This is a genomic window from Actinomycetospora callitridis, from assembly GCF_028737265.1.
Classification (GTDB): domain Bacteria; phylum Actinomycetota; class Actinomycetes; order Mycobacteriales; family Pseudonocardiaceae; genus Actinomycetospora; species Actinomycetospora callitridis.
In genome coordinates this window covers 28,673-53,111 of sequence record NZ_JAQZAK010000009.1, presented here as the reverse complement: position 1 = coordinate 53,111, position 24,439 = coordinate 28,673, and the positions used below count along the sequence as shown (strand labels likewise).

Below are 24,439 nucleotides of genomic sequence, written 5' to 3'. Positions count from 1 at the left end.
CCGATCAGGAGGACGATCGATGAGCGACACCGGACAGCGCTCCGCGCGAGCCGACCGCGTCTCCACCGAGGGCACCGTCGCCTCCGAATCCGAGCACTCCGCGCTGCGCGCGGACATCCGCCTGCTCTCCACGCTGCTCGGACGCACGGTCGCGGCCCAGCACGGCGACGACATGCTGGAGCTGGTCGAGAAGGTCCGCCGGCTGGTGCGCGAGGTCCCGAGCCATGATCCTTCCGGGGGCCGGGGCGACACCGAGATCCGTGACCTGCTCGGCGAGCTCGACCCGGGCACCGCCGCGGTGCTCGGGCGGGCGTTCGCGACGTACTTCCACCTCGCCAACCTCGCCGAGCAGCTGCACCGTGCCGAGGAGCGCGCCGCGGTGCACGCGGACGGCCGCGGCCCCCTGCACGAGGTCGTGGACCGGCTCGTCGCCGACGCCGACCCGAACGAGCTCGACACGGCGCTGTCGCGCCTCGAGGTCAAGCCGACGTTCACCGCGCACCCGACGGAGGCGCAGCGCCAGTCGGTGCTCGGCAAGCTCCGGGCGATCGCGGACGTCCTGGCCCGCGGCCTGCCCGAGGAGCAGGCCGAGGTCCGGCTGCACCGCCTCGTCGACCTCATCTGGCAGACCGACGAGATCCGCCCCGAGCGTCCGACGGTGCTCGACGAGGCCCGCTCGGTGTCCTACTACCTCGACCAGCTCGGACGCCGCTCCGTGCCCGAGGTGCTCAACGAGCTCGATGAGCAGCTCGCCCGCGTGGGCCTGCACCTGCCCGAGGGCTCGCGGCCCCTCGTCCTGGGCTGCTGGGTCGGCGGCGACCGCGACGGCAACCCCAACGTCACCGCCGAGCTGACGCTCGAGACGATGCGGATCTACGGCGAGCGCGGCGTGCGCATCCAGTCCGAGCTGCTCGAGGACCTCGTCCAGGAGCTGTCGGTGTCGACGCGGCTGGTGGGGGTCAGCGAGGACCTGCGGCGCAGCCTCGCCCGCGACCGCCGCGCGCTGCCGGAGGTCTACGACCGGTTCGTGCGGCTCAACGCCGAGGAGCCCTACCGGCTCAAGTGCTCCTACGTCCACGCGCGGCTGGAGAACACCCGGCGCCGCTACGTCGAGGGCACCCCGCACCAGCCGGGGCGCGACTACCTCGGGGCCGACGAGTACCTGCGCGACCTCGTCGTCATGGACCGCTCGCTGCGCGCCCACCAGGGCGAGCGGATCGCCGACGGCGGCCTGCGCGACGTCATGCGCTCGGCGAACGCCGTCGGGCTGCACCTGGCCAGCGTCGACGTCCGCGAGCACACGAACTTCCACCACACGGCGCTGCAGTCGCTGTTCGACCGCCTCGGCGAGCTGGACACCCCGTACGGCGAGCTCGACCACGCCGGGCGCACCGAGGTGCTCTCGAAGGAGCTGGCGGGGCGCCGGGCGCTGACCCCGCGGCGCAACTGGCAGCAGATCGGCGACGACTCGTTCAAGGAGACGCTCGAGGTCTTCGACTGCATCCGCACGGTGCAGGAGACCTACGGCGAGGAGGCCCTGCACACCTACGTCATCTCGATGGCGCAGAACGTCGACGACATCCTCGCCGTCGCGGTGCTCGCGCGGGAGGCGGGCCTGGTCGAGATCACCGGCGGGGAGGGCGACTCCGTCGAGGCCGCCGCGTCGATCGACATCGTCCCGCTCTTCGAGACCGCGACCGAGCTGAAGATCTCCGGGGACCTGCTCGACGGGATGCTTTCCGACCCGTCGTACCGGGCGCTCGTGGCGGCTCGGGGCGACGTCCAGGAGATGATGCTGGGCTACTCCGACTCCAACAAGGGCGCCGGTCTGACCACGTCGCAGTGGTCGATCCACACGGCCCAGCGCCAGCTGCGCGACGTCGCCGCCAAGCACGGCGTGCGGCTGCGCCTGTTCCACGGCCGCGGGGGTTCGGTCGGGCGCGGCGGCGGCCCGGCCGGCGAGGCGATCGCGGCCCAGCCGCACGGCGTGGTCGACGCGGTGATGAAGGTGACCGAGCAGGGCGAGGTCATCTCCGACAAGTACTCGCTGCCCGCGCTCGCGAAGGACAACCTCGAGATCATGCTCTCGGCGGTGCTGGACGCGACGCTGCTGCACCAGACCTCGCGGGTGGAGGCGGCGACGCTCAAGCGCTGGGACGAGGCGATGGACGTCATCTCCGACGCCGCCCAGGACGCCTACACGAAGCTCATCGAGCACGAGGGCCTGCCGGACTTCTTCACCCAGGCCACGCCGGTCGACGAGCTCTCGATGCTCAACGTGGGCTCCCGGCCGGGCAAGCGCCCCGGTGCCGGCGGCCAGACGTCCCTGGCGGACCTGCGCGCGATCCCGTGGGTGTTCGGCTGGACCCAGACCCGCATGATCGTGCCCGGCTGGTTCGGGCTCGGCAGCGGTCTGAAGGCCGCGCACGACGCCGGCTACTCCGAGGTCATCGACGAGATGCGGGACTGGGCCTTCTTCGCCAACCTCATCTCCAACGTCGAGATGACGCTGGCCAAGACCGACATGCGCATCGCCGGGTTCTACGTCTCCGAGCTCGTCGACCCCGAGCTGCAGGAGGTCTTCGAGATCATCAAGGCGGAGCACCGGACGACCGAGCGCGAGGTCCTCAAGCTCACCCCCGGTGACGAGCTGCTCGGCGGCAACCCGCTGCTGCGCCGCACGCTGGACATCCGCGAGGGCTACCTCGAGCCGCTGCACCACCTGCAGGTGCACACGCTCGCGGAGCGCCGCAAGGTCGACGAGCCCGACCCGGACCTGCAGCGGGCCCTGCTGCTGACGGTCAACGGGATCTCGGCGGGGATGCGGAACACGGGCTAGTCCCGGGCGCTGGCGGGGGCCGTCTCCGCGAGCACGGCCTCGCACACCCCCGCGAGGACGAGCGCGGCCTCGCGCACCGCGCGGGACGACGCGGGGTGCCCGGCGCGGGCCTTCCACGTGGCGATCTGCTCCTGCGCGGCGCGGCGCAGGTCCTCGGGCCCCGCGTCGTCCGCCAGCCCGAGACGGGCGGCGGCGGACGTCCCGGCGGCGCCCGTGAGCCGTTCCGCGGCGGCCTGCTCGCCCGCCGGGAGCACCACCGTCCCGCGACGCAACGCGTCGGCGAGCTCGCCCTCGGCGAGCTCCCGGGCGCCCGCCAGCCGGGCGCGCTCGACGGCGTAGAGCACCTGCCACGACCAGTCCCGGCCCCCGGTGCCCCGGCGCGCGAGGGCCTCGAGGCCGTCGAGGGCGCGGCGGGCGCGCAGGGGGGCGGGCAGGCGTGGGGTGCCGGGCTCCGGCGCGGTGTGCAGCTCGGCCACGATCTCCCGCATCCGCGGAGCGGTCGGCGGGGGCACCTCGAGCCCGTCGAGCAGGTCGCGCACCGTGTCGAGGAAGGCGCTGCTCTCCGGCGCCGCGTCCGGGGTCTCGGGAGCGAGGGCGTCCCTCGCTGCGTCGGACGCAGCCGGGGCGTCCCTCGCTCCCACCTCGGGGGCGGGCGCGGGCAGGGTGATCGGTCCGGTGGCGGGGTCGGGGTCCGGGGTCGCGTTCGGGGTCGCGTCGGCCAGCGGGATCGAGCCGGCGACCGTCGTCCCCCGCCCCGGGGCGGAGTCGAGCGCGACGGTGCCGCCGACCGCGGTGATGCGGGTGGCGACGTTGCGCATGCCCCGCTGGTGGCCGGCGGCGGACGGGTCGATCGCGAATCCCGGGCCGTCGTCGCGCACGGAGAAGCGCAGGACGCCGTCGACCTCGGCGAACGTGATCGTGATCGCGGCGCCCGGCGCGTGCTTGCGGGCGTTGTTCACCGCCTCGAGGCAGCAGAAGTAGACGGCCGCCTCGACGTCGGTGCCGTAGCGGCGTCCGGGCGGGACGCCCGCGGCGTCGACGGCGACGGTGCTGTCCGCGCCCGCCGTCTCGAGACGCAGGGTCTCGACGACCCCGCGCTCGGCGAGGGTCACCGACGAGACGCCGGTGGCGGTCTCGGCGAGCACCGCCTCGGCGGTGTCGATCTGCTCGAGGATGTGGGCGAGCCGGTCCCGGGCGGCGTCGAGCTGCCCCGCGCCGACCTGGTGCTCGGCGAGCCCGAGCGCGAGTCGCAGCGACACCAGGTGGTGCTGGGCGCCGTCGTGCAGGTTGCGCTCGAGGGCCCGGCGCTCGCCGTCCATCTCGGCCACGGCGGCTCGCCGCGAGGTCGCGATCTGCTCCCCGTGCGCCACCGCCGCGCGCAGCTGGCGCTCGAGCTCGATCTCGACGCGGTGGGCCTGGAGCACGGCGCCGAGGCTGTCCGCGACGTCCGCGAGCAGCTGCCGTCGCTCGCTGCCGCCCGCGACCGCCTCGCCGTCGACGGCCAGCACGCCGACCTCGTCCTCGCGGTGGCGGATCGGGAAGACCACCGACGCGTCCGCCTCGCCGGCGTCCTCGCGTCGCCACCGGAACACCCGGTCGCGCAGGCCGGGGCGATGTGCGGTGAGCTCGACGGTCCGCGCGCCGAGGTGCCGGCCGATCGCCTCGGGCAGGCGGTCGAGCTCGGTGCCCGGCGCGGCGGTGCGGGTGAGCTCGGCGATCTCGAGCAGGACGCGGTACGGGGTCGGGCGGCGTCCGTGCAGCAGGCGTTCGACGAGCCGGTCGGCACGCGCCGACACCGCGAGGTAGACCAGCGCGCCCACGACCGCGCCGGCCACCCATGCGACCGGTCCCCCGCGCGCGATCGCGAGGACCAGCGCGACGGCCCCGCCGACCGCGACCACCACGACGACGGTGGTCAGCGCGCGGTGCAGGCGGTCGGCGGCGGAGCGCACCCACGGGCGGTAGGCGGCCAGGACGGCGAGCGCGAGCGCCGCCGCCGACAGCCGGGCGAACCAGAAGAGCAGCGCCGTCGGTGCCCCGCCTCCCCCGTCGTGGCGCGCCGTCGGGTCGTCGAGAGTGAGCCCGGGCTGGCCGAGCAGGGCCATGACGACGGTGACCAGGGCGAGCACGGTGGCCGTCGCCAGCACGCCGGTGAGCACGGTGATCAGCAGCCGTGCCTGGTCGCGACGCTCGGGGCTCGATCCGGTGCGCAGGTGGCGGGACACGCCCAGCGCGCCGACCAGCGGCACCCCGAACCCGAAGAACACCACGCAGCTCACCGTGTGCGGGAGGAACGCGGTGCCCATGCCCGCGACGAACAGCGCGATCCCCGCGAGCGCGACCAGCAGGCGCTGGCCGCCGCGGACGGCCGCCACGCCGGCCGGGAACAGCAGCAGCGCGCCGACGTAGGCCGCGCTCGCGACGCCGTGCAGCAGGATCTGGTGCAGCTCGCCGATCTCGAGCCCGGAGCCGCGCCGGACGACGAGCGTCGCGGCGTGCGCCTGGAGGTTGAACGCGCCCGCCGACCCGATCATGGCGAGGATCAGCAGACGGATGGTCCAGGTGCGCCCGCCGCGCCGCCAGAGCACGACGGCGACGACGAGGTTCACCGCGCTCGCGAGGTAGTCCAGCACCGCCTGCCCGGCCGGCTCGCCGAGCTCGCCCGCCGCGACGACGCCACCGGCCCAGGCGTTGCCCGCGCTCGCGGCGGCGCCGACCGCGTCGCCCACGGCGGGCACGGTCGCGGCGAGCGCCACCAGCGCCCCGAGGGCGAGCCAGACGAGCGTCAGCGCGGAACAGGCGACCAGGGCCACCCACCACGCCGGCACCGTCCACCGGGAGGTGGCTCCGGCCTCCCCGCGGGCGTCGTCGGGGGCCGGGGAGGTCGGCGGCGCGAGGGTCCCCGTCATGCGACACCCCCACCCCGGTCGGGCTCCGCCCCGCGGCGCCGCTCCCCGGTGTCCAGGACGACCGGCCGCAACCGGTCCGGCAGCCACGCCCGGAGCTCGAGGCGCCCGCCGTGGTCGACGAGGTCCAGTGCGCCGCCGAGCGCGGCGAGGCGGTCGACGTCGTCGGCGAGGGCCTCGCGCAGCTCCTCGGCGTCGTCGGGGTCGTCATCGGTCACCCGGACCTCGACGACGTCGCCGTGCCGGTCGAGGTGCACCTCCAGCGGCGGGCGCCCGCCCCGCGCCGCGAGCAGCGAGATCGCCGACGCGGCGGCGTAGTACAGCCCGGACTCGATCTCCCACGGGAGCCGCTCGGCCGGCCGGCCGGAGAGGTGCACCGGCCGCGGCAGGTCGGCGATCACCTCCTCCAGCGCCGAGCGCGGGCCCTGCTCGCGCAGGACGGCGGGGTGGACGCCGCGGGCGATGACGCGGAAGCGGTCGATCAGCTCCGTCAGCCGTTCGCGGGCCTCCCCGACGTGGTGGCGCGCCATCTCGGGGCCGTCCTCGTCCTCGGCGTCCTCCAGCGCCTCGGCGGCGTCGGTGATCGACTGCCGGAACGCCGCGAGACGATCGGCCGTCGCGCCCTGCAGCTCGGTGACCAGGCGCCGGCGCTCGACCTCGCGCGCGACCTCCAGCCGCCGGCGCGACGCGGCGGTCTCGGCCGCCAGCTCGTCGACGCGGCGGACCCGGGCGGCGAGCTCGGCGCCCCGCGCGACGCCCTGCAGCACCAGGTGGGCGCCGCCCGCGACGTCGCGCACCAGGCGCCGGTCGCCGGCGGTGACCGGGCGCCCGGCCTTGCCGATGGTCAGCACCGCCCGCAGGCGCTCGCCGTCGAGCACCGGGACGGCGTGGTCGACGCCCGGGCGGGCCAGCAGCGCGCCCAGCGAGGCGACCCGTTCGCCCGTTTCCTGGTCCGGCGGGAACGCGGCCTCGGCGACCAGGACGTCGCCGACCACCAGCCACACGACCGCCCGCTCGGCGCCGGTGCCCTCGCCCAGCACGCGCGCGAGGCCCGGCAGGGCGTCGGTCAGCGAGCCCTCCCGGACACGGGCGGCGGTGTCGGCGAGCACGGTGTACGGCGTGGGCGCCGGGCGCCGGCCGAGACGCCCGGCGACGCGGTCCGCCCAGGGCCGGGCCGCCCGCGCCGCCGGGACGGCGACCGCCGCGGCGACGAACGGGCCGACCACGGTGGCGAGCGCCGGGCCGGCGAGCAGGGCCCCCAGCGCCGCGACGACCGCCAGCACGACCGCGACGACGCCGCCGAGCAGCACCGGCCGCGCAAGTCGTCCGGCCGTGCGCATGGTGATCAGGCGTCGCCGCGCTGCGAGCGCAGGTAGGTCAGGACGGCCTGCACCCGACGGTGGTGCGCCGAGGTGTCGGCGTGCAGGCCGAGCTTGTCGAAGATGTTGGCGACGTGCTTCTCGACGGCCTTGGCGCTGACGAACAGCGTCGAGGCGATCCCGTTGTTGGACCGGCCCTCGGCCATCAGTTTGAGCACGTCGCGCTCGCGCTCCGAGAGCGACGCGACGAGGTCCCGCTTCTCGCTGCGGGGGCGTTCGACGAGCCGCTTGGCCAGCTCCGGCTCGATGACGATCTCGCCGTCGGCGATGCGGGTCAGCGTGTCGGAGAGGACGTCGACGCTGCCCACCTTCTCCTTGAGGCGGTAGCCGATGCGGTCGGTCCCGATCTCGAGGATGCGCATGAGGTAGTGCGACTCGGCGTAGTGCGACAGGAAGAGCAGGCCCATGTCCGGGTGCGCGTCCCGCAGCCGCTCCGCGGTGACGAGCCCGCCGTCCGGCTCGGGGGGCATGCGGATGTCGAGCAGGGCGACGTCGGCGGGGATCGTCGAGAGCTGCGCGACCAGCGGGTCGCCGCCCGCCTCGCAGGCCACGACCTCGTGCCCCGCCGCCTCGAGCAGCAGGACGAGCCCCTGGCGGAACAGGGCGCCGTCCTCGGCCACGGCTACGCGCACGGGAACCTCGCGGTGATCTCGGCCGGTCCGGTGAGCTCCGCGCAGCCGCCCAGGGGGGCGGCCTCGTCGAGCACCGGCCGGCGCTGGTCGGGGTCGACCCCGGTCAGGGTGAGGACCAGGTCGTCGTTCTCCACGCGCACGCGGATACCGATCTCCGGGCGGCCCGGGGTGGGGTCGTCGGCGGCGGCCAGGCACGCGGCCACCGCGAAGTAGGCCGCGCCCTCGGCGGCGGTCCCGCACCGGACGTCGGCGACGTCGACGCGGGCGACCGCCCCGGTGGCGGTGACCAGCTCGCGCAGCGCTGGCCCGAGGCCGGCCTCGTCGAGCAGCGGGGGGTAGAGCGCGCCGGCGACCTCGCGCAGCTCCTGGAGCGCGCTCTCGAGCTCGGACTGGAACACGTCCAGGCCCCGGCGCCAGGCGTCGTCACCGTTCCGGCCCGGCGCGCCCGCGCGGAGCACCCCGAGACGCAGGGCGAGGGCCGAGAGGCGCTGCGCCGGTCCGTCGTGCAGCCGTCGTTCGAGGGTCTGCCGGTCGCGCCACCGCTCCGCGCTCCGGCGAGCGTCGTCACGCCCCGGGGTCATCGGGGAAGCCTCGTCCCGCGACCGGGTGCTGCGCCAGAGGGAGGACCCCGCACGGACGCGGGGACGACGCCCCGTCCCCCGTCGTCGCCGATCACGGCGCGTGCCCATCCCGACCCCCATGCTGGTCACCGACCGTCGATCCGTCGCCGGTGAACGGGCCGCGACGTTACTATCCGTCAAGATTGCCGGAGGAGGGGACGTGTCGTACAGCCTCGGGATCGATCTCGGCACGACCTTCGTGGCCGCGGCGATCTCCCGGGACGGGCAGCGGGTCGAGATGGTGCCGCTCGGTGACCGCACGGTCACCGAACCCTCCGTCGTCCTGCGCCGCGACGACGGGTCGCTCGCCGTCGGCGACGCCGCGGCGCGGCAGGCGGGCAGCCGTCCCGGCGACGTCGCGTGGGGGGTCAAGCGCCGGCTGGGCGACCCGACGCCGGTCGCGCTGGGCGGTGAGGCCCGCCCGGCCGGCGAGCTCCTCGCCGCCATGCTGCGCGACGTCCTCGCGAGGATCACCGCCGAGGAGGGCGAGCCGCCGTCGCGGGTCGTCCTGACCCACCCGGCGAACTGGGGTCCCTACCGGCGCGGGCTGTTCGAGGACGTCGCCGCTGAGGCCGGTCTCGAGGACCCGCCGATGCTCACCGAGCCCGAGGCGGCCGGCGTGCACTTCGGCGTCACACGCGGTCTGGCCGAGGGCGAGCTGCTCGGCGTCTACGACCTCGGCGGGGGCACCTTCGACGCCGCGGTCCTGCGCGGGCGCGCGGCGGGCGTCGAGATCCTCGGCGTGCCGGAGGGCATGGAGCACCTCGGCGGCGTCGACTTCGACGAGGCCGTCGTCGGCCGCGTCGACCAGGCCTGCGGCGGTGCGGTGAGCGAGCTGGACGCGCACGACTCCCGGGCCCGCGCCGCCGCCGCCCGCGTCCGGCAGGACTGCGTCGTGGCCAAGGAGACGCTGTCGGTCGACGACCGCGCGAACGTCCCGGTCCTGCTGCCCACGCGGCAGGAGGAGGTGACCGTGACCCGCGACGAGTTCGAGGCGATGATCCGCGCGCCGCTGACCTCGACGGTGGATGCGCTGCGCCGGGCGCTGGAGTCCGCGGGCGTCGGCGCGGACGCGCTCACGGCGGTGCTGCTCGTCGGCGGGTCCTCCCGCATCCCGCTCGTCGCCCGCATGGTCGGCGAGGCGCTGGGCTGCCGCACCGTCGTCGACAGCCACCCCAAGCACGCGGTCGCCCTGGGCGCCGCCGTCGTCGCGGCCCGCGGGTCGGCGGCGGTCGGGGGCCTCGCCGCGGCCCGCCCCGTCGGTGCCGACGGGAGGACCCGGCCCACGAGCCCGCCGCCGTCCCCGGCCGCCCTGCCGGTCACCGACGCCCCGAACCCCACCGTCGTGCACTCCCCCGACCCGATGGCCGCCACGCGCGCGCTGCCCCGTGACCCGGCCGCCGTCCGTGCGGCACTGCAGGCCCCGGCCCCGGCGCCGGCCCCGCCGCGGCCGGGACCGGGCCGCGGGCCCTGGATCCCCGCAGGCCCGGGGGCGCCGCCGCCCGGACGACCCGGCGGACCGGCCCGGCCCCCGGGCGGCGTCGACAGCGGCTACCACCCGCGTCCCGGTCCGGGCGGACACGCCGGCCCGGACCGTGGTGGCCCCGCGCGCCCCGGCGCCCGTCCGCCGATGCCCCCGCCCGGCTCGCCCGTCTCCGGACCCCCTCCCGGACAGCGTCCCCCGCCCGACCTCCGGGCCGGTCCGCCCCGCCCCCCCGGTCCCGTCGGGTCCCGTCCGATCCCGACGGGAGCCCCGGCGCCCGGACCGCAGCCCCCCGACGCGCCGACGATGGTGACGCGCATGCCGGGAGGCGCCGAACCGCAGGCCGGCTCGCGGCGCACCCGGACCGTCGTGATCACCGTCGTCGCCCTGCTCGTGCTCGCCGCCCTCGTCGCCGCCGGGGTGATCTACCTCCGCTGAGACGGCGCAGGGATCTCCCGGCCCGTGTGTCCTCCCGCGCCGCGGGTTTGTCCCGGGTCATGCGGCGGTACATCGACCGCGATGACCCCGACGCTGATCGACCCGCCCACCCCGGGCTGTCCGAAACGGATGGTCTTCGGCCCCTGCGGCGGGGTCCGCGGCGACGGGTCCTGCGAGCTGGACGCCGGCCTCCCGTGCCCGTGGTGCGACCCGTCCGGGCCGGCCGCGATCCGGTCGTGGCCGGAGCCCGTCCCCGCCGCCCCGGCCCCGGACCCGGCGCCGGTCGTGCTCACCGACCTCACCGCCCCGCCCTACGACCTGCGGGCCACGCGCGCGATCCTCGAGACGCTGGCGCCGGTGTCCGACGGCCTGCTCATCGGCGAGGACCAGCACTCCCCCGACTTCCCGCCGACCATGATCGCTTCGGAGATCCTCGCCGCCGGCGGCGCCCCGTGGATCACCCTGACCTGCCGCGACCGCAACCGCGCCGTGCTCGAGCAGGAGCTCGCGGGGCTCGCCGAGCTCGGGGTCGCCGGGGTCCTCTGCGTCACCGGTGACGCGCGGGGCCCGGACGTGCGGCCCGAGATCACCCAGGTGTTCGACCTCGACAGCACCCGCCTCGCGCACCTCGCCGCCACCGCGGGCGTCCCTGCGGCCGTCGCCGTCGTCCCGGCCGCCCCGCCCGCCGTGCGCCGCGCCGAGGCGCTCGCGGAGAAGCAGCGGGCCGGCGCCACCCTCGCCGTCGCCAACCACGTCGGGTCGCCGGAGGACCTCGCGTCCTTCCTCGCCGAGGCACGCGACGCCGGCGCCGACCTGCCGGTGATCGCGGGCGTCGCCGTCTACACCGACGAGGACACCGCCGCCGTGCTGTCCGCGTTCCCAGGCCTCGCCCTCGATCCCGAGGCGGTCGCCGCCGTGCTGAACGCTCCCGATCCGCTCGCCGCCGGGATCGACGCCGCGGTCGCCGAGGCCGAGGCGATGCTCGCGGTCCCCGGGGTGGTCGGCGTGAACCTCTCGGGCCGCGCCTCCGCGCGGGGCTGGCGCGTCGGCACCGAGGTCAAGGCCGAGATCGCGTCCCGGCTCGCGGGGCGGCGCTCGTGAGCAGCGACGACGTCCTCGGGTCGGCGCGCGACTCCGCGATGGAGGCCGAGTTCGACACGGTCGCGGCCTGGACCGAGGAGGCCGTGCGCGCGCTCGGACACGACCACGCGATCCCCGCGGGCTGCCGGGGCAGCGGCTCGCCCGCCGACCTCGCGTGGATCGCGGGCGGGCTGGACCTCCACGGCGACCAGCGCTTCCTCGACTCCGGTGCCGGGCTCGGCGGACCCGCCGCGTGGCTGTCCGAGCACCTCGAGGGCCGCTGGTCGGGCCGCCCCGTGCTGACCGAGCCGATGGTGCACGCGGCGCAGTCGGCGCGCCGCCTGTTCGGTTTCCCGGTGGCCGCGGCGGCGTCCGAGGACCTGCCGATCGTGACGGCGAGTGTCGACGTGGCCTGGTCGCTCGGCGTCCTCTGCGTCACCGCCGAGCGCGCCCGGATGCTCGCCGAGCTCCGCCGCGTCCTCGTGCCGGGCGGGCGTCTCGGGCTGCTCGTGCTGCTCCACGCCGGCCGGCCCCTGCCCGAGGAGCCCGAGGGCAACGACTTCCCCACCCACGAGGAGCTGGAGGGCCAGATCGTCGACGCCGGGTTCCGGGTGGACGACGAGGTCGACGCCGCCCGCCTGCCGGGCGCCCCGATCGCCTGGAGCGAGCGGGCGGACCGCGTCGAGGAGTACATCGCGCGCCACCACCGCGACCACCCGGCGTGGCAGCAGGCCGCCGAGCAGGACCGGATCATCGGACGGCTCATGGGCGATCGCCTCATCACGATGCACCTGCTGCGCACGACCGCTGTCTGACGGCGCCGCAAACCCCGCCCTGGTCCCCTGTGCTCCCGCTGCGGCAGGCGGCACGTCCGGACGGGGGACACACGGGTGGGCGGACCACCCGACGCGGAATCGGTTCAGCTCGGCGCGACACCGCCCGTCCCGCTCGTCGGGGCGACCCCGGACGGCTTGTATGGAGCGGAGCCGCCCCACACCGGTCCCGCGTCCGCGGTGCCGTCGGACGGCTCCGGGAGGAGCTCAGGTGACCTACGACGCGGTCAGTGCCTACACGGTGCTGTTCGGCGACGGCGAGGGCCCCGCGGCGGTCAGCGTCCACGGCTCGGCCGACGAGGCCTGGGCCGCCCTCGACACGCTGGTCTGCGGACGCTCGCGCCGCTGGCGGTCCCGTCCGGCCCCGGCCGACGAGCAGCGCGTCACCGAGCTCGCCGAGCGTTGGCGCCGGGCCGACCCCGAGCGCCGCTACTGGCAGGTCGCCCCGCACCGCCTGCGCGTCACCATCCCGGCCATCGCCGCGACGCGGACGCCGCGACCCGCCTGACCGCGCCGGTCGTCGCGAGGTTCTAGGGAGGACCCCACCCCGAAGAGGGGTAGGCCCTCCCGACGCGTGGCCCGCCGCCGATCACGATCGTGACCAGGAGAGATGCCGGGCGAAGGACCCGGCTCCTGGACACGGAGGTGGGTCATGGGTCCGTCGGTACACGATCACCTCCGCGGCCATCTCCGCGAGGTCCGCGCGGCGCTGCGGGTGGTCACCGCCGTGTCCAGCACCCTGCTGCTCGCGGCCGTGGGCACCGAGAGCCCGACGCCCGCGACCCCCGTCGCCGCGGCCCGCTCCCTCGTCGTCCTGGTGCACGGCTTCGGTGCGGGCCCGGACTGCTGGGACGCGACGATCCCCGCGCTCGGCGGGCCCGGCGTCGCCGTCGTCACCCACCGCTACACGTGGACCTCGAGCGTGGAGACCCTGGGCGCGCAGCTCGCGGACGAGGTCACGGACATGGCGCGGCGCAGCGGCGCCCGGTCGGTCACGCTCGTCGGCCACAGCCTCGGCGGCGTGATCGTGGCCGCGAGCCTCGCCGGCGGGCGCCTCGACGGCGTCGTCACCCGCGTCGTCACTGTCGCCGCGCCGCTGCGGGGCACCCGCTGGGCGCACCTGTTCCCCGTCGGCGCCGTGCGCGACCTGCGCGCCGGCTCCCCCGCCGTGCCGGCCGGCGTCCCGTGGCTGGCCGTCGCCTCGCGCGCCGACGTCGTCGTCGACGTGCACAGCGCCGTGCCGGAGGGCGCCGAGCCCGTCGTCGTCGACGGCCTCGGTCACTGCGGTCTGCTCAAGGACCCCGCCGTGATCGCCCGGATCGCCTCGGGAGCCGTCCCCGCAGCCGTCCCCGCCCGCCGCGAACGGGGAGTTCGTGCGCGTAGAAGCAGCGAACCGCGCGTTCGCTGCGGAACCCGGGCTGCCCCGGCGCTCGTCGTGGCCTGAGGGTCAGACCAGCGGGCGGTCGGTCGGGTCGATCGGGCGGGGCAGGACGTCGCGGCCGGTGAGCATGGCGTCGACGCCGGCGGCGGCGGAGCGCCCCTCGGCGATCGCCCACACGATCAGCGACTGGCCGCGCCCGGCGTCGCCCGCGGCGAACACGCCGGGCACCGAGCTCTGGTAGTCGTCGCCGCGACGCACGTTGCCCCGGTCGTCGTACTCGACGCCGAGGCTGTCGAGCAGGCCCTCCTTCTGCGGGCCGAGGAAGCCCATCGCGAGGAAGACGAAGTCGGCCGGGATCTCCCGCTCGCTGTTCCCGACGGGGACGAAGCGCCCGTCGACGCGCTCGACGTCGACCAGCCGCAGCGAGCGCACGTGGCCGTGCTCGTCGCCCAGGAACTCGTCGGTGTTCACCGAGAACAGGCGCTCGCCGCCCTCCTCGTGGGCCGACGACACCCGGAAGATCATCGGGTAGGTCGGCCACGGGTTGGTGTTCGGCCGCTCGGACGGCGGGATCGGCATGATCTCGAGCTGGGTGACCGACGCGGCGCCCTGGCGGTGGGCGGTGCCCACGCAGTCGGCGCCGGTGTCGCCACCGCCGATGACCACGACGTGATTGCCCTCGACGTCGATGAACGAGCGCTCGTAGTCGCCCTGCTGGACCTTGTTCGACGGCGGCAGGTACTCCATCGCCTGGTGGATGCCGGTGAGCTCGCGACCGGTGATCGGGAGATCCCGCCAGGCGGTGGCGCCCACGGCGAGCACGACGGCGTCGTGGTCGGCGCGCAGCTTCTCGACCGAGAGGTCGCCCTCGGCCGGGCCCCCGACCTCGACGCCCGCGAAGAACCGCGTCCCCTCGGCGACCATCTGCTCGAGACGGCGGTCGAGGCGCTTCTTCTCCATCTTGAACTCGGGGATGCCGTAGCGCAGGAGCCCACCGATGCGGTCGGCGCGCTCGTAGACGGTGACGTCGTGCCCGACGCGCGTGAGCTGCTGCGCGGCGGCGAGCCCGGCGGGCCCGGAGCCGACGACGGCGACCGACTTCCCGGTCTTGATCTCGGGCGGCTGCGGGCGGACGAACCCCTCGTCCCAGGCGCGGTCGATGATCTCGATCTCGACCTGCTTGATCGTCACCGGGTCGGAGTTGATGCCGAGCACGCAGGCCGACTCGCACGGGGCCGGGCAGAGCGTGCCGGTGAACTCCGGGAAGTTGTTGGTGGCGTGCAGGCGCTCGATGGCCTCGGCCCAGTCGTCGCGCCACACCAGGTCGTTCCACTCGGGGATCATGTTCCCGAGCGGGCAGCCCTGGTGACAGAACGGGATGCCGCAGTCCATGCAGCGCCCGGCCTGCTTGCGCAGCGTCGTCGGGTTGAGCTCCTCGTAGACCTCGTGCCAGTCACGGATCCGGATGTCGACCGGCCGGCGACGCGGGAGCTCCCGGCCGGTGGTCATGAATCCACGGGGGTCAGCCACGAGCGGCCTCCATGATCGCTTCGTTGACGTCGCGGCCGTTGCGCTCGGCGTCGGCGGTGGCCTCGAGGACCCGCTTGAAGTCGGTCGGCATCACCTTGGTGAAGCGCGGCCCGGCGGCGTCCCAGTCGGTCAGCAGGGCGTGCGCCACGGCCGAGTCGGTGAGCGCGTAGTGCCGCTCCACCATCGTCCGCAGCTCGGCCAGGTCCTCCTCGCCGACGACCTCGAGCTCCACCATCTGGTGGTTCACCCGGCCCTCGACGAGGTCGAGCACGTAGGCGATCCCGCCGGACATGCCCGCGGCGAAGTTCCGCCCGGTCGGCCCGAGGATCACCGCACGCCCGCCGGTCATGTACTCGCAGCCGTGGTCGCCGACGCCCTCGACGACGGCGACCGCGCCGGAGTTCCGGACGCAGAAGCGCTCGCCGACCTTGCCGCGCAGGTAGGCCTCGCCGGCGGTGGCGCCGTAGAGGATGACGTTGCCGGCCACGATGTTCTGCTCGGCGACGAACGGGGCGTCGGGGTGCGGGCGCACCGAGAGCCGCCCGCCCGAGAGGCCCTTGCCGAAGTAGTCGTTGGTGTCGCCGATGAGGCGCATGGTCACGCCGCGCGGCAGGAACGCCCCGAACGACTGCCCGCCGGACCCCGTGAACGTGATGTCGATGGTGTCGTCGGGCAGGCCCGCGCCGCCCCAGCGCCGGGTGACCTCGGAGCCGAGCATGGTGCCGACGGTGCGGTTGACGTTGCGCACCGGCAGCTCCAGGCGCACCGGCGTGCCGTCGGCGATCGCGCCCTCGGCGAGCTGGATCAGGGTGTGGTCGAGCGCCTTCTCCAGGCCGTGGTCCTGGGGCACCGCCTGGTGCAGCACGGTGGCCGCCGGCACGTCGGGGCGGTGCAGGACCGGCGAGAGGTCGAGCCCCTCGGCCTTCCAGTGCGACTCCGCGGCGCGGGTGTCGAGGACGTCGGTGTGCCCGATGGCCTCTTCGATGCTCCGGAAGCCCAGCGCCGCCAGGTGCTCGCGCACCTCCTGGGCGATGAACTCCATGAACGCCACGACGTACTCGGCCTTGCCGTCGAACTTCTGGCGCAGCACCGGGTTCTGCGTCGCGACGCCGACCGGGCAGGTGTCGAGGTGGCAGACGCGCATCATGATGCAGCCCGAGACCACCAGCGGCGCCGTCGCGAAGCCGAACTCCTCGGCACCGAGCAGCGCGGCGATGACCACGTCGCGGCCGGTCTTGAGCTGGCCGTCGGTCTGCACGACGATCCGGTCGCGCAGGCCGTTGGCCAGCAGCGTCTGCTGGGTCTCGGCGAGGCCGAGCTCCCATGGCCCGCCCGCGTGCTTGATCGAGCTTAGCGGCGAGGCGCCGGTGCCGCCGTCGTGCCCGGAGATCAGGACGACGTCGGCGTGCGCCTTGGACACCCCCGCCGCGACCGTGCCGACACCCACCTGCGAGACGAGCTTGACGTGCACGCGCGCCCGCGGGTTGGCGTTCTTGAGGTCGTGGATGAGCTGGGCGATGTCCTCGATCGAGTAGATGTCGTGGTGCGGCGGCGGCGAGATCAGCCCGACGCCCGGCGTGGAGAACCGGGTCTTCGCGATCCACGGGTAGACCTTGTGACCGGGCAGCTGGCCGCCCTCGCCGGGCTTGGCGCCCTGCGCGATCTTGATCTGGATGTCGTCGGAGTTCACGAGGTACTCGCTCGTGACGCCGAAGCGCCCGGACGCGACCTGCTTGACCGCCGAACGCCGCGAGTCGCCGTTGGCGTCGCGGGTGAAGCGACCGGGGTCCTCGCCGCCCTCGCCGGTGTTCGAGCGCCCGCCGAGACGGTTCATCGCGATCGCGAGGACCTCGTGCATCTCCTGCGAGATCGACCCGTAGGAAATGGCGCCGGTGTTGAAGCGCTTGACGATCTCGGAGATCGGCTCGACCTCGTCGATCGGGACCGGGGTGCGGCCGGTGTCGGCGCCGTCCTTGAAGCCGAACAGCCCGCGCAGCGTCATCAGGCGCGAGCTCTGCTCGTCGACGGCGCGGGTGTACTCCTTGAACGTGTCGTAGTTCTGGGTGCGCGTGGAGTGCTGGAGCTTGAACACCGTGTGCGGGTTGAACACGTGCAGCTCGCCCTCGCGGCGCCACTGGTACTCGCCGCCGACGGCGAGCTCGCGGTGGTCGGGGCGCACGCCGTCGGCCGGCCAGGCCTGGCGGTGGCGGATCGCGACCTCCTCGGCGAGGACGTCGTAGCCCACACCGCCGAGGCGCGAGGTGGTGCCGGCGAAGCAGTCCTCGACGACCTCGGTGCCCAGCCCGATGGCCTCGAAGATCTGGGCGCCGACGTACGACGCGACCGTCGAGACGCCCATCTTGCTCATCACCTTGCGCACGCCCTTGGCCAGCGCCTCGACCACGTTGCGGGTCGCGGTGCCGGACGTGACACCGGTGATCACGCCGCGGTCGATGAGGTCGTCGACGGTGTCCAGCGCGAGGTAGGGGTTCACCGCGCTCGCGCCGTAGCCCAGCAGCAGCGCGACGTGGTGGGTCTCGCGGACGTCGCCGGCCTCGACGACGAGGTCGACGCGCGTGCGGGTCTTCTCGCGGACGAGGTGGTGGTGCACCGCGCCGGTGAGCAGCAGCGACGGGATCGGCGCGTGGTCGGCGTCGGAGTGGCGGTCCGTCAGGATGATCACGCGGGCGCCGTCCTCGACGGCCGCGGAGACCTCCTGGCGGATCTCGGTGAGCCGGGCGCGCAGCGCGTCCCCGCCGCCCGCGACGTCGTAGAGCCCGGAGACGAGGTACGGCGCGAAGCCGGGCATGTCGCCGTCGTCGTTGATGCCGGCGAGCTGCGCGAGCTCGTCGTCGTCCACCACGGGCATCGGCAGCACGACGCGACGGCACGACGCGGGCGAGGCGTCGAGCAGGTTGGTCTCCGACCCGAGGTGCACCTGCAACGAGGTGACGAGCTCCTCGCGGTAGGCGTCCAGCGGCGGGTTGGTGACCTGCGCGAAGAGCTGGATGAAGTAGTCGAACAGCACGCGGCTGCGCGACGAGAACGGGGCGAGCGGGGCGTCGTTGCCCATCGAGCCCGTGGCCTCGGCCCCGCCCTGCGCCATCGGGCGCAGCAGCAGCGAGACCTCCTCGCCGGTGTAGCCGAAGGTCTGCTGGCGGCGCACGAGGACGTGGCGGTCGAACTTGTCGCGCGACCGCGACGGCAGGTCGGCGAGCTCGACCATCCCGGCGTGCAGCCACTCGTCGTAGGGGTGCTCGGCGGCGAGCTCACCCTTGATCTCGTCGTCGTCGACGATCCGGCGCCCGACGGTGTCGACGAGGAACATGCGACCGGGCTCGAGGCGGCCCTTGCGCACGATCGTCGCCGGGTCGATGTCCAGCACGCCGACCTCGGAACCCAGGACGACCAGCCCGTCCTCGGTGACCCAGTAGCGGGCGGGACGCAGGCCGTTGCGGTCGAGCACCGCGCCGATCACCGAGCCGTCGGTGAACGCCGCGAGCGCCGGGCCGTCCCAGGCCTCCATCAGCGTCGAGTGGTAGCGGTAGAAGGCGCGGCGCGCGGTGTCCATCTCGGCGTGGTTCTCCCACGCCTCGGGGATCATCATCAGCACGGCGTGCGGCAGCGTGCGCCCGCCGAGGTGCAGCAGCTCGAGCACCTCGTCGAAGGTCGCCGAGTCGCTGGCGTCCGGGGTGACGATCGGGAACAGCCGGTCGATGCCCAGATCACGGTCGGACCCGGCCTCGCCGAAGGCACCGGTGGCGAGCATCGACTCGCGCGCGGCCATCCAGTTGCGGTTGCCGCGCAGTGTGTTGATCTCGCCGTTGTGCGCGAGGTAGCGGTACGGGTGCGCGAGGCTCCACGCCGGGAACGTGTTGGTGGAGAAGCGGCTGTGCACCAGCGCGATCGAGCTGGTGGTGCGCTCGTCGGCGAGGTCGGCGAAGAACGGCTCGACCTGCTCCTCGGCGAGCATCCCCTTGTAGACGACGGTGCGCCCGGACAGGCTCGGGAAGTAGGTCTCGACGCCCGCGGTGCGCGACTCGTGCTCGACGCGCTTGCGCAGGGCGAAGGCGCGGCGCTCGAGGGTCAGGACGATGCCCGCGTCGTCGTCGCCGGCGTTCGGGGTGTCGACGACGTGGTCCACCTCGGGCGGCAGGCCCACGAAGAGCTGGCGGAAGCGCGGCATGACCGCCCGCGCCGTCGGGCCGATGCCGGCGCCGTCGGGGTCGACGGGCAGCTCGCGCCACGCGAGGACCTCGAGGCCCTCCTCCGCGGCGACGTGCGCGACGATCACCTCGAGGTCGGCCGGGTCGGCGTCCGCGGGCAGGAAGGCGTTGCCCACCGCGTAGCGCCCGGCGGGCGGGAGCTCGACGCCCGCCTCGGCCAGCAGGGGGCGGTAGAGCCCGTCCGGGACCTGGATCAGGATTCCCGCGCCGTCACCGGTGTTGGGCTCGGCGCCGCGGGCACCCCGGTGCTCGAGGTTGATGAGGGCCGTGAGGCCACGGCTGACCGTCCGGTGGTCGCGACGGCCCGCGATGTCGGCGACGAAGGCGACGCCGCAGGCATCGTGTTCGAAGGCCGGGTCGTAGAGGCCCTCGGCCGGACGACCCTTCGCGAGGGTCCCCGTCCGCTGCGCAACGCGTCCGGTCTCAGCCACGTGGCCCCTCCCATCGTTCTCGCGTGCAGGTGGTGGTCGCCGGTCGCCCGGCGGGGGTGGACATGGGTGGGGAGCGTGACGCTCACCCCGGAGACAGCCCGGCGCACCGGTCGGCGGTGGACGACCGGAGGGGCAACCTGACGTTAACCTCCGCCGCCGCCGCAGCGCACGGGGTGGACGCCTCCGAAAGAGTGCTCATCGCCACGTGGCAGCAACCGACCGTCACAACGTCGTCACGGTGCCTACGACGCTACGTCGTCGGCTGCCCCGTGACGCCGTTCAGCGTCTGGAACGCCTGTCCGTGGCGCCGTAGGGGTCGCGGCCGGGCATCCCGGCCGCGGCGACGTCGCCCGGAGAGCGCGGCGAGGCCTGGTGACCTCCTGAGCGCGCTGCCCTCGTGATCGATCCCGACACGCCGGTCAGTCTGCCGGGCGACACACCGGGACGCCAAGGGGCGTTACCGAGGGGTACGACGCTGCCCCCGTCCGGGTGACACCCGATCACGGGTGCGTCGGGGCCGATCAGGGGCCGATCGGGGGCTGGCTCCGGGTCGGGATCAGTGGTGGAACGAGGGCTGCTGGCCCTCCGCCGGCATGGGCGACGAGAGCCGGTCGAGGTAGGCGGTCGCGGTGGTGATGTCATCCAGCAGGCGGTCGGCGAGGTCGCCGGACAGGCCGTTGCGGACCACGATCCGCTGCACCGTGCGGTCGGACAGGGCGTCGGGCAGCGGGTAGGCCGGCACCAGCCAGCCGCGCATCCGCAGCCGGTCGGAGAGGTGGCGCAGCGTCCACCTGTCCGTGTGCCCCGGCTTCAGCCGCCACGCGAACACCGGGATGTCCGAGCCGTCGTTCCACAGCTCGAACGCCCCGATCGACGCGATGCCGGCGGCGAGGTGGCGGGCGACGGCCTGGGAGCCGCGCTGGACCTCGGTGAACCCGGCCCGGCCGAGCCGCAGGAACAGGTAGTACTGCAGCACCACCTGGGCGCCGGGTCGCGAGAAGTTCAGCGCGAAGGTCGGCATGCTCCCGCCGAGGTAGCTGACGTCGAAGACGAGGTCCTCGGGCAGCCACCGGCGCTCGCGCCAGACCACCCAGCCGACGCCCGGGTAGACGAGGCCGTACTTGTGGCCCGAGGTGCTGATCGAGTGCACACGCTCGAGCCGGAAGTCCCACCGCAGCTCGGGCTGCAGGAAGGGCGCGACCATCGCGCCGGACGCCCCGTCGATGTGGATCGGGACGTCGAGGCCGGTGTCGGCCTGGATGCGGTCGAGCGCGGCGGCGATCTGCTCCACCGGCTCGTACATGCCGGTGTAGGTGACGCCCATGATCGCGACGACGCCGATGGTGTTCTCGTCGACGTGGGACGCGAGGTCGTGGCCGTCGAGCACGGGGTGCTCATCGGTGATCGGGACGTAGCGCGGCTCGACGTCGAAGTAGTTGCAGAACTTCTCCCAGCACACCTGGACCGCCGAGCTCATCACCAGGTTGGGGCGTTCCGTCGACGCGCCGGCCGCCCGGCGCGCGTGCTGCCAGCGACGCTTGAACGCGAGGCCGCCGAGCATGCAGGCCTCGGACGACCCGGTGGTCGAGGTCCCGATCGCCGCCTCGGGCGACGGCGCCCGCCAGAGGTCGGCGAGGATCCGCCAGCACCGCTCCTCGATGGCCGCGGTGCTCGGGTACTCGTCCTTGTCGATCATGTTCTTGTCGGCGGACTCGGCGTAGAGCCGCCCGGCGTGGTCGTCCATCCACGTGCCCACGAACGTCGCCAGGTTCAGGCGGGCGTTGCCGTCGAGCATCGTCTCGTCGTGGACGATCTGGTACGCGGTGGCGGGCAGGATCTCGTCGTCGCCCAGCCGGTCGCGCGGCTGACCGGCGAGCTCGGCGGGGCGGGAGAACACCGGGCGCAGCTCGTCCCGTTCGGCGGGGCCGGTCATGATCCGGACCCTAGTGGGACACGCGCCCGAGGTGTTCGCGTGTCGCGACGGGGTAACCGATGGAGGTCGAACGCGTGTTCGATGGCTCCACTTTCACCGAGGAGAGTTCCGTGACCGACCCGCACGAGGTCAAGCAGCAGGGCACCGACCCGTCCACCACCTCCTCCGCCGAGAAGGACAACGCGAACTGGGTCACCGGCGACGAGCCCATGACCGGTCCCCAGGCCAGCTACCTCGAGACGCTCGCCCACCAGGCCGGCGAGGAGCCGCCGACCGGACTGGCCAAGGCGCAGGCCTCCGACGAGATCGAGCGGCTGCAGGGCTCGGTGACCCCGTCCGGTGGCGACGGCAACGGCGACGGCGGGGACGGGCAGCCCGACCTCTCGCGCCAGGAGCGCCCCACCACCGACTGGGTCACCGGCGACGAGCCCATGACCGGTCCGCAGGCCAGCTACCTCGAGACCCTGGCCCAGCAGGCGGGCGAGGAGCCGCCGAAGGGACTGAACAAGTCGGAGGCCTCGCGGGCGATCGACGAGCTGAGGCAGAAGGCCCAGTGAGGAAGACCCAGTGAGGAAGACCCAGTGAGGCGGACCCGGTGAGGCTGGTCTGGCCGCTCGAGGGCACGAGCCCCCGAGCCGCGCCCGAGCGCGAGCTGGACCGCGACGACCTCGCCGAGCTCTACGCCCACCCCGAGGGCGTGCTGCGCGTCAACTTCGTCGCCAGCGCGGACGGGGCCGTCGCCGTCGACGGCGTCTCCTCCGGGCTCGAGGCCCCCGGGGACCGGACGGTGTTCGGCCTGCTGCGCGAGCTCGCCGACGTGATCCTGGTCGGGGCGGGCAGCGTGCGCGCCGAGGGCTACCGGGGCGCGCGCACCTCCCCCGAGCGCGAGGCCCGGCGGCGGGCGCGCGGCCGGGCGCCGGTGCCGCCGATCGCCGTCGTCAGCACCCGCGGGGACCTGGACCCGGCGTCGCCCCTGTTCACCGACACCGCCATCGCCCCCCTCGTGCTGCTCACCGGCCCCGCGCCGGAGAGCGCGCGCAGTGCCCTGACCGGGGCGGGGGCCGAGGTGGTTGACGTCGGCGGCGCCCCGGACTCCACCCCCGCCGCGGTGGTCGCCGCCCTCGCGGACCGGGGCCTGTCCCGGGTGCTGTGCGAGGGCGGGCCGGCGCTGTTCGGCGCGCTGCTGGACGCGGGCTGCGTCGACGAGCTCTGTCTGAGCCTCGCGCCGCAGCTCGAGGGCGGGACCGCCGGGCGCATCGTCGCCGGCGCCGGATCGGGTGGTCCCCGCCCGCTGCACCTGGCGTCGGTCGTCGCCCACGACGACGGGCTGCTCCTGCGCTACCAGGTCGGCGGTCCTCGTCCGTAGGAGACGCCGGTCACCTTTGTGGTTCTTTCGGGTGACGATCCATGACGACCCGGCCGCTGGTGGGTCCCACGGGTATCGGATCGGCAGACCATCGGGTCCTCCGGTTCGTAGAGATCTCCTCGGAGATCCCTCCAGAGATCCTTCCCAGCGACGCGCACCAGGGAGCGCCCCACCATGACGCAGAGCCCCAGCACCGCCACCGGCTCCGAGGCCGCAGCCGTGTCGAGCGGTCGGACCGGGACCAGCAGCACCCCGGCCCGCCTCGCCGACGACACGGGGCAGGGCAAGACCACCATCGCCTCCGGCGTGGTGCAGAAGATCTCCGGCATCGCCGCGCGCGACGTCTCCGGCGTCTACTCGATGGGCGGCGGGGTCTCCCGCGCCTTCGGCGCGATCCGCGAGCGCATCCCCGGCGGCAGCGGCACCTCGCAGGCCGCCGGCGTGCAGGTCGAGGTCGGCGAGAAGCAGGCCGCGATCGACCTCGACATCGTCGTGGAGTACGGCGCGGGCATCGTCGAGCTGGCCCGCGCGGTGCGCCGCAACGTCATCGCCGCCGTCGAGCAGATGACGGGCCTCGAGGTCATCGAGGTCAACATCGCCGTCAACGACATCCACATGCCGGGCGACGACAGCGACGACGACTCGGGGCAGCAGGCGCCGGCGCAGCCCAGCACCCGCGTCGAGTGAGCACTCCCGACCCCCGGCGGACCGCCCACCCGAGCGGTACCGCCGTCGCCCCGGGGACCCCCGAGGCACCCGGTCTCGGGCCGCTGCCCGAACGGATCGCCGAGGAGCTGCTCGCCCACCCGGGCGTCGCGGCCCTCTCGGGCGGTCCGTACGGGACGGTGGCGAGCTACCTGCCCGGACGTCGCCTCCCCGGCATCGTGCTGGGCGAGGGCGACGAGCCCGACCGGATCGCCGTGGTGCTGCACTTCGGCGCCCCGGTCGAGAGGACGGCGGCCGAGCTGCGACGCATCGTCGCCCGGGCCCACGGGTCCCGGCGGGTCGACGTGATCGTCACCGACGTGGAGCTGCCGGAATGAACGTCCCGTCGTCCGTCGGCGTCCGGGCGGAGCTGCGCGCCTTCGTGCGCATGCACCACCCCGACGTCGGCGGTGACCCGGTCGCCTTCCGCGAGGGCCTCGCCGCGTTCCGGGCGAGGCTGCGGCAGGCGCCGGGCGGGGACGACGATCCCCGCTTCGACGCGCCGATCGTCGCCGTGTCCGACCGCCGGCTCGCCCGCCTCGGGCGGATGGGCCGTCGCCTCGCACGCCGGTACGACCCCCGCCGCGGGTCCGCCCGCGTGCTCTAGATCGTTCCCGCCCCGCGCAGCGCGGGGCGGCGCACACCGTGGAGGTAGTG

18 protein-coding genes are annotated in these 24,439 nt (G+C 74.7%); 11 read left to right on the top strand and 7 right to left on the bottom strand.

Annotation, left to right across the window (positions count from 1 at the left end):
* The first annotated feature begins 19 nt into the window (after window positions 1–19).
* A complete protein-coding gene (ppc, locus tag PH191_RS23365) occupies window positions 20–2,839 on the top strand; it encodes a phosphoenolpyruvate carboxylase (protein WP_274197035.1) in 2,820 nt (939 codons plus the stop codon).
* On the opposite strand, the gene PH191_RS23360 is transcribed toward ppc, so the two are convergent.
* From PH191_RS23360 to PH191_RS23345, 4 genes are read right to left on the bottom strand one after another with little or no spacing between them, the layout of a single operon-like run.
* Complete coding sequence (locus PH191_RS23360; RefSeq protein ID WP_274197034.1) at window positions 2,836–5,748, bottom strand: ATP-binding protein; 2,913 nt, start codon at window positions 5,746–5,748, stop codon at window positions 2,836–2,838. The genes ppc and PH191_RS23360 overlap by 4 nt on opposite strands.
* On the bottom strand, window positions 5,745–7,085 hold the full coding sequence (locus PH191_RS23355; protein ID WP_274197033.1) for a sensor histidine kinase: 1,341 nt from the start codon (window positions 7,083–7,085) through the stop codon (window positions 5,745–5,747). Before PH191_RS23355 ends, PH191_RS23360 begins: the two co-directional genes overlap by 4 nt.
* Before the next feature lie 5 nt (window positions 7,086–7,090).
* Window positions 7,091–7,756 carry a response regulator transcription factor gene (locus PH191_RS23350; RefSeq protein WP_274197032.1) on the bottom strand — a complete coding sequence of 222 codons (666 nt, stop codon included), beginning with the start codon at window positions 7,754–7,756 and terminating at the stop codon, window positions 7,091–7,093.
* A complete protein-coding gene (locus PH191_RS23345) occupies window positions 7,747–8,337 on the bottom strand; it encodes a histidine kinase (protein WP_274197031.1) in 591 nt (196 codons plus the stop codon). Before PH191_RS23345 ends, PH191_RS23350 begins: the two co-directional genes overlap by 10 nt.
* A gap of 199 nt (window positions 8,338–8,536) precedes the next feature.
* Here PH191_RS23345 and PH191_RS23340 point away from each other — a divergent pair, with 199 nt between their 5' ends.
* The 5 genes from PH191_RS23340 to PH191_RS23320 all read left to right on the top strand — a co-directional run bounded on the left by PH191_RS23340 (window position 8,537) and on the right by PH191_RS23320 (window position 13,654).
* The gene (locus tag PH191_RS23340; protein ID WP_274197030.1) at window positions 8,537–10,297 is read left to right on the top strand and encodes an Hsp70 family protein; all 1,761 of its coding nucleotides are present in this window, start codon (window positions 8,537–8,539) and stop codon (window positions 10,295–10,297) included.
* An 81-nt stretch (window positions 10,298–10,378) separates the two neighbouring features.
* Window positions 10,379–11,398 carry a methylenetetrahydrofolate reductase C-terminal domain-containing protein gene (locus tag PH191_RS23335; protein ID WP_274197029.1) on the top strand — a complete coding sequence of 340 codons (1,020 nt, stop codon included), beginning with the start codon at window positions 10,379–10,381 and terminating at the stop codon, window positions 11,396–11,398.
* On the top strand, window positions 11,395–12,192 hold the full coding sequence (locus PH191_RS23330) for a class I SAM-dependent methyltransferase (protein ID WP_274197028.1): 798 nt from the start codon (window positions 11,395–11,397) through the stop codon (window positions 12,190–12,192). The genes PH191_RS23335 and PH191_RS23330 overlap by 4 nt, the downstream gene beginning before the upstream one ends.
* A 229-nt stretch (window positions 12,193–12,421) precedes the next feature.
* Window positions 12,422–12,718 (top strand): hypothetical protein, encoded by a 297-nt coding sequence (locus PH191_RS23325; protein ID WP_274197027.1) that lies wholly within the window; start codon window positions 12,422–12,424, stop codon window positions 12,716–12,718.
* A gap of 144 nt (window positions 12,719–12,862) precedes the next feature.
* A complete protein-coding gene (locus PH191_RS23320) occupies window positions 12,863–13,654 on the top strand; it encodes an alpha/beta fold hydrolase (protein ID WP_274197026.1) in 792 nt (263 codons plus the stop codon).
* A 3-nt stretch (window positions 13,655–13,657) separates the two neighbouring features.
* Here the strand turns inward: PH191_RS23320 and PH191_RS23315 are convergent, their stop codons facing one another.
* From PH191_RS23315 to gad, 3 genes are all read right to left on the bottom strand, one after another.
* A complete protein-coding gene (locus PH191_RS23315; RefSeq protein WP_274197025.1) occupies window positions 13,658–15,121 on the bottom strand; it encodes a glutamate synthase subunit beta in 1,464 nt (487 codons plus the stop codon).
* Entirely contained in the window at window positions 15,114–19,778 is a 4,665-nt protein-coding gene (gene gltB / locus PH191_RS23310) for a glutamate synthase large subunit (protein ID WP_274197024.1), read from the bottom strand. The genes PH191_RS23315 and gltB overlap by 8 nt, the downstream gene beginning before the upstream one ends.
* Before the next feature lie 556 nt (window positions 19,779–20,334).
* Window positions 20,335–21,711 (bottom strand): glutamate decarboxylase, encoded by a 1,377-nt coding sequence (gad, locus tag PH191_RS23305; RefSeq protein ID WP_274197023.1) that lies wholly within the window; start codon window positions 21,709–21,711, stop codon window positions 20,335–20,337.
* A gap of 110 nt (window positions 21,712–21,821) precedes the next feature.
* On the opposite strand from gad, the gene PH191_RS30145 reads away from it, so the two are divergent.
* The 5 genes from PH191_RS30145 (at window position 21,822) to PH191_RS23275 (ending at window position 24,389) form a co-directional block, all read left to right on the top strand.
* Window positions 21,822–22,268: a DUF3072 domain-containing protein gene (locus PH191_RS30145; protein ID WP_420791839.1), complete on the top strand. Its 447-nt coding sequence runs from the start codon at window positions 21,822–21,824 to the stop codon at window positions 22,266–22,268.
* A 38-nt stretch (window positions 22,269–22,306) separates the two neighbouring features.
* Window positions 22,307–23,077: a pyrimidine reductase family protein gene (locus tag PH191_RS23290; protein WP_274197022.1), complete on the top strand. Its 771-nt coding sequence runs from the start codon at window positions 22,307–22,309 to the stop codon at window positions 23,075–23,077.
* A gap of 174 nt (window positions 23,078–23,251) precedes the next feature.
* Window positions 23,252–23,764 carry an Asp23/Gls24 family envelope stress response protein gene (locus PH191_RS23285; protein ID WP_274197021.1) on the top strand — a complete coding sequence of 171 codons (513 nt, stop codon included), beginning with the start codon at window positions 23,252–23,254 and terminating at the stop codon, window positions 23,762–23,764.
* Complete coding sequence (locus tag PH191_RS23280; RefSeq protein ID WP_274197020.1) at window positions 23,761–24,120, top strand: Asp23/Gls24 family envelope stress response protein; 360 nt, start codon at window positions 23,761–23,763, stop codon at window positions 24,118–24,120. Before PH191_RS23285 ends, PH191_RS23280 begins: the two co-directional genes overlap by 4 nt.
* Window positions 24,117–24,389, top strand: coding sequence for a hypothetical protein (locus PH191_RS23275; protein ID WP_274197019.1), 273 nt, complete (start codon window positions 24,117–24,119; stop codon window positions 24,387–24,389). The genes PH191_RS23280 and PH191_RS23275 overlap by 4 nt, the downstream gene beginning before the upstream one ends.
* The last annotated feature ends 50 nt before the right edge of the window (window positions 24,390–24,439 follow it).

Excerpts from the sequence above, each read along its gene's own strand:
- PH191_RS23320 (WP_274197026.1), top strand. The coding sequence starts at position 12,863 with ATGGGTCCGTCGGTACACGATCACCTCCGCGGCCATCTCCGCGAGGTC.
- PH191_RS23275 (WP_274197019.1), top strand. The coding sequence starts at position 24,117 with ATGAACGTCCCGTCGTCCGTCGGCGTCCGGGCGGAGCTGCGCGCCTTC.
- PH191_RS23360 (WP_274197034.1), bottom strand. The coding sequence starts at position 5,748 with ATGACGGGGACCCTCGCGCCGCCGACCTCCCCGGCCCCCGACGACGCC.
- gad (WP_274197023.1), bottom strand. The coding sequence starts at position 21,711 with ATGACCGGCCCCGCCGAACGGGACGAGCTGCGCCCGGTGTTCTCCCGC.
- PH191_RS23355 (WP_274197033.1), bottom strand. The coding sequence starts at position 7,085 with ATGCGCACGGCCGGACGACTTGCGCGGCCGGTGCTGCTCGGCGGCGTC.
- ppc (WP_274197035.1), top strand. The coding sequence starts at position 20 with ATGAGCGACACCGGACAGCGCTCCGCGCGAGCCGACCGCGTCTCCACC.
- PH191_RS23285 (WP_274197021.1), top strand. The coding sequence starts at position 23,252 with ATGACGCAGAGCCCCAGCACCGCCACCGGCTCCGAGGCCGCAGCCGTG.
- PH191_RS23345 (WP_274197031.1), bottom strand. The coding sequence starts at position 8,337 with ATGACCCCGGGGCGTGACGACGCTCGCCGGAGCGCGGAGCGGTGGCGC.
- PH191_RS23335 (WP_274197029.1), top strand. The coding sequence starts at position 10,379 with ATGACCCCGACGCTGATCGACCCGCCCACCCCGGGCTGTCCGAAACGG.